Raw genomic sequence first — 5,764 nt, 5'->3', positions numbered from 1 at the left:
TCTGCGTGACGGCACGGCAATTTCCGTCCCATCGGGAGCGATTGTGTACAGCAGCTCAGGCTCATCGGTCATTCTGCCGGGAATGTCTACCCATTCCTCAATGCCGTGAATGAACGTATTGCGCCGCAGATCCACGCCAAGCAGCATGATCTCCGCGCTCCGGTCCAGCAGCTTGCCGTAGACCGACCCCCGGGCGCATGGGGTATCCCAGCGGTGATCTCCGGCAGTGAAAGCCTCGGCATCCCTGCCGAGGGCAGCCACGGAATGGGTCGGATGCCAGGAGCGGATGACACCCGGGCGCCACCGGAACAGCTCCGGCAGAATGCCGACACAGGCAGGCGATTCCTCCACATAAAACCGCGGATGACCAGCATCAATATACGACCAGGTATGCGTAGGCAGGACGAGCAGTCCCTCCTTCATATACTCTGACAGCACATCCAGTACCGTATCTGCACCACCCTGCACGGGTCCGATGCTTTTGAATGAAGAATGAACCAGCAGTGTCCCCCGCGGATTAATTCCAAGCTCCTTTAGCTGCTTCAGCAGGCTGGCTTCGGTATGCATTACATTTCTCTCCTTATCTGGACAGGTTAAAATCTCTGCTTGCATTCATCGCATTTTACTTATAAAATTATAGTAACTTAATATTATTCACTAAACTTCCGATGGAACAGTAACTGACTTATTCCTACATTTCCATACAGTTGTATTTGTTAATAAACTATCAGAGGAGGGTACACCATGAGTTTAACATTAAAAGGCCTTCACCATGTATCTGCGATTACAGCCAGAGCGCCGGAGAATTACAAATTCTACACCGAAGTGCTTGGGCTGCGGCTGATCAAAAAAACGGTGAACCAGGATGACATCTCGGTCTATCACCTGTTCTACGGCGACGAAGCAGGCAATCCCGGCACAGAGCTGACCTTCTTCGAGCTTCCGAACGCCGGACGCAACCGTGACGGCAACAACAGCATCTCCGCACTATCGCTGCGCGTGCCGGATGATCAGGCACTGGACTATTGGAAGCAGCGGTTTACAGACCTTAACGTAGAGCATGAGACCATCGCTGAACGCGGCGGCCGCCTGACGCTGGGCTTCCGTGATCACGAGGGACAGCGGTTCCTGCTCGTATCCGATCAGAACAATCAGGGCGTTGCCGGGGGCAAGCCATGGGCGGACAGCCCGGTACCGGCCGAATACGGCATTATCGGGCTCGGCCCCGCTCATCTCACCGTTGAGAAGGCTGAACATACCGCGCTCGTCCTGGAGGATCTCCTAGGCTTCCGCCGCAAAGGAAGCTATCCATCACCCGTAGCCGGACAGCCGGATGTCGTGGTATTTGAAACCGGAGAAGGCGGCTCCGGTGCTGAAGTGCGTCTGGAAGAGCGCACAGATCTGCCGCAGGAGCGGCTCGGCCGGGGCGGCGTGCATCATGTCGCCTTCCGGGTCGACAATGAGGAGGAGCTCAAGCTGTGGATCGAGCGCATCCGCACCGTCCAGCTGCCTAATTCCGGCTTCGTTGACCGATTCTACTTCCGTTCCCTGTACTTCCGCGAACCCAATGGCATTTTGTTCGAGCTGGCTACGGACGGGCCCGGGTTTGCCACTGACGAGCCTATGGAGCATCTCGGCGAATCCCTTGCCCTTCCGCCGTTTCTGGAAGACAAACGCGCCCAGATTGTAGCCCATCTCAATCCGCTGGATACCCGTCAGCAGGCTTGAGTCCCGGCCTGCCTCTTCTAACAGCAACACAAACAGCTGCGTTCCGGCCCTGGAACGCAGCTGTTTGTATGTTATTCCCTATTCAGCAGGTGAAATTAAGATCAGCTCTCTGACCAGGTGATCGTAAAGATAGTGAAGCCTGGACGGGCGGTGGACGGCTTGCCTGTGATCGATACCGGACTTGTGCCGCCCAGAAGGCCGCTGATTTTGACCGTTGTTGAAGTCACCGTCTGCGAGGCATTGTCCAGCCGTTTAATCCGGACATACTCACTGTACACGAAGCCCATGGTATCCAGCGATTCCTGCGTGGAATAGCTGAACGCAGCCTTCTTCACACCGTCAGCATCCGTATCCACCGTAGTCGCAATGATGGCATCTCCCGGGATCGGAAAATCCTTCGGCAGGTTGACCGGCCTCAGCGTGCTCTCCACCGGAGTGCTTCCGGAAGTTCCCGGCGTTTCGGCCGTGTCCGCACCGCTGCCAATTCTGACTTTATAATTTACGGGATCATACGTGATAGGCACATCCAGGGCATCTGCAACTGAGCGGATCGGCAGATACGTAAGACCTTCGTAGGTGATCGGCGTTAAGGTTTTGCCGTTGCCGTCCTTGAGCCAGTAGGGCGTACCGTCAACGACCACTCCAATGCTGTGGTTTAAATAAGCTTTGATCTGCTGTAATTTGGCTCCGGCATAGACCCCTGCTGAGCCGGTCACCGCCATGCCTGTAACGACCGCGGCAATCAGCCATTTTTTATTCAAATTCATAGCTATCCTCTCCCGTGTATTAGAATGATGTAGAAATGAATGTTGCGTCTTCATATATTTACCACCAGGAGAACCCCGCCAACCTTTTTCCTAACGGAAAAACGCCCTGTAAGCGGCCCGCTTGCTGCTATTCACGGACAATCTCCAGCAGTGCAGCCAGCTCACGGATTTCGTAGGTCGGCATAATCCCTGCACCGTTAGCTTTCCCCAGCGGATTGAACCAGCAGGTATCGATGCCGTAGTTGATTCCACCCTGGATATCCGAGGTCAGCGAGTCCCCGACAATCAGCACCCTGCGCTTATCCGTAATCCCCAGCTTCTCAAAAGCATAGTCGAAAATGCCGGTGGCCGGCTTTTGATAACCCGCTTCCTCTGAAATAATAATCTGCTCAAAAGTGTCCGCAAGCGGCGACCCCTTAATTCTGGACAGCTGCACCTCTTTGATTCCATTCGTAATAATTGCCAGTCTAAAGGCCGCCAGCTCCTCGCATAGCTCTACCGCGCCTTGAATCAGAAATGTGCCTTCCCCCAGAAACCGCAAATAGGCCTCGCTGAATTCCTCCGGGTTCAAATCGAGCCGATGGGCGGTAAACAGCCGGTTAAACCGTTCCACCCGCAGCGCAGCAGACGTAATCCGTCCCGCCTCCAGATCTGCCCACAGCGCCCGGTTGATGGTCTGGTAGCTGGCCGCATACTCCTCAGCTCCGGTCGGCAGCCCGAAATGGGCAAACACATTCATGAAAGCCTGCCCCTCTGCCATTCCATAATCAAACAGCGTATCGTCCGCATCAAATAAAATTACATCGTATTTCATGATTCGCCTCCAAATTTATGTACAATCGACAAGATAACATGCTCTGCGATATAATTTAGACAGACCTGTTTAAAAAAATCAACGGTGGTGATTGTCATTTTATACGTTTTATCGTTCCTGGTGTCATTTTTCATCGTTTACCTGCTCATCCCTCCGCTAGGCAAGCTTGCGTTCCGGCTTGATTTTGTGGACAGGCCCCGGCAGGATGTCGAACGTAAAATCCATAGGGAGCCTATTCCTCTGACAGCCAGCTATGCGATATTTATCGGTTTTTTCATTACATACCTGCTGTTTGCCCGGGATTTCTCGCTGGAGACGCTCGCCCTCTTCATCGGCGGGGTGCTTCTGCTCACTATAGGTACTATTGATGACTGGTACAAGACAAAAGGCAAGGATTTCCCGGCGCTCCCCAAGTTTATCGTACAGATTGCGGCGGCCATTCTTGTATTCTTGTCCGGCAATGCTTTTACCGGGTTTATCAACCCGTTCTCCGGGGACTACATTTCCCTGCCGTTCATTCTGCAGTTCGTGCTGACGATCGTCTGGATCTTCGGTGTCACTACGGTCATTAATTTCTCCGACGGCATGGACGGCCTGGCGGGAGGACTTACGGCGATCTCAGCAATCACACTGTTCATCGTTGCGCTCATGAAGGGCCAGTCCGCATCCGCCATCATGGCCATTTCTCTGGTCGGTGTGACCCTGGCTTACTTACGCTTTAACAAGGCACCTGCCAAAATTTTTATGGGTGATGCCGGCGCTACCTTCCTCGGTTTTATCCTGGCCGTAATCGCACTGGACGGAGCCTTTAAGCAGGCTACTGTGCTGTCGCTGTTCATCCCGATTCTCGCGATGGGCGTGCCGATCTTCGACAATATTTTTGTCGTAATCAAACGGTTCATTCAAGGCAAAGCGATCTATCAGGCCGATGCCAGCCAGGTACACTACCGGCTGCTCAAAGCCGGATTGAACCAGAAGCAGGTTGTTGCCGTGCTGTATCTGGTTAGTGTCTGCCTGTCGCTGTCTTCTATCATCCTGTTGTTGATCGAGACCTGATATTCAAGCATGCCGGTTATTTCGGCTGCTGAGATAAGCAAAACCACCCTTGCTTGGTAAGGGTGGTTTTTTTCTATGAATCCGTTACATCATTCAAACACCCTCATGGGTAAAGTCGTATAATCTGCGGTAGATAGCCACGATCTCCTCCATTGGCATACGGACCAGGCCGCTGGAGGACGGGGCAACGAACTCGCGTACACCGTCAACGACCGGCTCTGTCTGCTGGAACCCCCACTCTGCCTTGGTTCTGCGGCTGAACTCCGTATAGACCCCTTTGCCAACAAAGCAGGCAATCTCCGGACGGTACAGAGCCAGCTTCCCGCGCAGCAGCTCACGCCCTTCAGTATATTCCTGCCGGGTGATATCCTCCGCGCCTACCGTCGGACGGGCGACAATGTTCGTAAAGCCATAACCCAGCTTCAGCAGCTCTCCATCCTCCGAGGCCTCGTACAGGCGCGGCGTCAGACCCGACTGGTGAAGAATCCGCCAGAAGTTATTGCGAGGATTCGCATAATGATGCCCCAGCTCTCCTGAGCGGATGCTCGGGTTATAGCCGATAAAGACAATCTGCAGACCGTGCTCCAGGTGATCCGGTACTTCCTCCATGAACAGCCCTCCGCTTCACTAGTTATACTTCCGGCTCTCCCAGCACAGCTATACAGTCTGCAGGAACCGGGTCTGCCAGCCACACTTCGTTGCCCGCATAATAGAAGGTTACACCGGAAGCCGCGGCCTTAACCGTGTCTGCTGCAAGAAGCACATGGGTGCCTGGCGTTTCCTCCCTTAGTTGCCGCTCCGCCGGCTTACACCTGCGGTCCATAAGCTATCTTCTCCCCATACCTCTGCCAACGCCGCGCGGAACAGCTCATCCAGCACTTCATCCGATATGCCGTCCCCCGGACCAAACCGGGAAGCTGCCTCTTCAAAATAGGCGATTTGCTGCTCCAGATATGTATTTATCACTTCAAGGCGCGGCTCCAGGTTCAGCTCATCGCCGGACATTTTGCGGATCAGCAGGTTGTTCACAGTCTCTCTCAGGAGGGTGCCAGCCGGAATCAGCTCCTCTACCAGTACGGAAAATTCCAATGGCGGAACCTCATTGTATTTCTCTATCCAGGCACAGGCCAGCAGCGGGCGGAGCACATAGAAATATTTTTTGATTTTGACCTCACTGCCCTGCAGATAGGTACGATAGTTGCCCCGCGCCATGTTCAGATAGTGATAGATGCATGACTTGGGTGAAAAGCCAAGCGGCGAAAGCTTGCGGATGCTCTCTGCCACCGTGTAGTTTTCTTCATAACGGATACCGGACTGCAGCCACTCCAGCAGCGGCGGATTGGATTTGCGGAACAGCGTCAGGCCTTTCTTCAAATCCCAGCCGTTAATATCCAGCAGA

Annotated in this window: 8 protein-coding genes; 2 read left to right on the top strand and 6 right to left on the bottom strand. The window is 53.9% G+C overall.

Annotated elements, in window-relative coordinates; all coding sequences use genetic code 11:
• Nucleotides 1-567: AAC(3) family N-acetyltransferase (locus tag AQR02_RS00705; protein ID WP_054941938.1), on the bottom strand; the 567-nt coding region annotated here is incomplete at its 3' end.
• 177 nt (nt 568-744) lie between these two features.
• Here AQR02_RS00705 and AQR02_RS00700 point away from each other — a divergent pair.
• Nucleotides 745-1,728 carry a ring-cleaving dioxygenase gene (locus tag AQR02_RS00700; protein WP_054938949.1) on the top strand — a complete coding sequence of 328 codons (984 nt, stop codon included), beginning with the start codon at nt 745-747 and terminating at the stop codon, nt 1,726-1,728.
• Between the two features lie 101 nt (nt 1,729-1,829).
• Here the strand turns inward: AQR02_RS00700 and AQR02_RS00695 are convergent, their stop codons facing one another.
• Both AQR02_RS00695 and AQR02_RS00690 read right to left on the bottom strand, forming a co-directional pair.
• Nucleotides 1,830-2,495, bottom strand: a complete 666-nt coding sequence (locus AQR02_RS00695; protein ID WP_054938948.1) for a stalk domain-containing protein — start codon at nt 2,493-2,495, stop codon at nt 1,830-1,832.
• Nucleotides 2,496-2,622: 127 nt separating this feature from the next.
• Nucleotides 2,623-3,309 (bottom strand): YjjG family noncanonical pyrimidine nucleotidase, encoded by a 687-nt coding sequence (locus tag AQR02_RS00690; protein WP_054938947.1) that lies wholly within the window; start codon nt 3,307-3,309, stop codon nt 2,623-2,625.
• 96 nt (nt 3,310-3,405) lie between these two features.
• Between AQR02_RS00690 and AQR02_RS00685 the strand changes: the two genes are divergently transcribed.
• Entirely contained in the window at nt 3,406-4,365 is a 960-nt protein-coding gene (locus tag AQR02_RS00685; protein WP_187388798.1) for an MraY family glycosyltransferase, read from the top strand.
• Between the two features lie 93 nt (nt 4,366-4,458).
• Here the strand turns inward: AQR02_RS00685 and AQR02_RS00680 are convergent, their stop codons facing one another.
• The 3 genes from AQR02_RS00680 to AQR02_RS00675 form a co-directional block, all read right to left on the bottom strand.
• Nucleotides 4,459-4,974 (bottom strand): mismatch-specific DNA-glycosylase, encoded by a 516-nt coding sequence (locus AQR02_RS00680; protein ID WP_054938946.1) that lies wholly within the window; start codon nt 4,972-4,974, stop codon nt 4,459-4,461.
• Nucleotides 4,975-4,996: 22 nt separating this feature from the next.
• Complete coding sequence (locus AQR02_RS30920) at nt 4,997-5,188, bottom strand: RNA 2'-phosphotransferase family protein (protein ID WP_245237011.1); 192 nt, start codon at nt 5,186-5,188, stop codon at nt 4,997-4,999.
• Nucleotides 5,152-5,764, bottom strand: a 613-nt coding sequence (locus tag AQR02_RS00675; protein WP_245237009.1) for a nucleotidyltransferase domain-containing protein, incomplete at its 5' end; no start/stop codon positions are given. The genes AQR02_RS30920 and AQR02_RS00675, both read right to left, overlap by 37 nt.

This window comes from Paenibacillus ihuae (genome assembly GCF_001368795.1).
In the GTDB taxonomy this organism is placed as follows: Bacteria; Bacillota; Bacilli; order Paenibacillales; family Paenibacillaceae; genus Paenibacillus_AQ; species Paenibacillus_AQ ihuae.
Note: the sequence above shows the minus strand (reverse complement) of the source record. Positions and strands in the feature narration are given on the sequence as shown.

What these genes read in the sequence shown, in the direction of transcription:
- AQR02_RS00700 (WP_054938949.1), top strand. Translation starts at nt 745, where the DNA reads ATGAGTTTAACATTAAAAGGCCTTCACCATGTATCTGCGATTACAGCC.
- AQR02_RS00695 (WP_054938948.1), bottom strand. Translation starts at nt 2,495, where the DNA reads ATGAATTTGAATAAAAAATGGCTGATTGCCGCGGTCGTTACAGGCATG.
- AQR02_RS00690 (WP_054938947.1), bottom strand. Translation starts at nt 3,309, where the DNA reads ATGAAATACGATGTAATTTTATTTGATGCGGACGATACGCTGTTTGAT.
- AQR02_RS00680 (WP_054938946.1), bottom strand. Translation starts at nt 4,974, where the DNA reads ATGGAGGAAGTACCGGATCACCTGGAGCACGGTCTGCAGATTGTCTTT.
- AQR02_RS30920 (WP_245237011.1), bottom strand. Translation starts at nt 5,188, where the DNA reads ATGGACCGCAGGTGTAAGCCGGCGGAGCGGCAACTAAGGGAGGAAACG.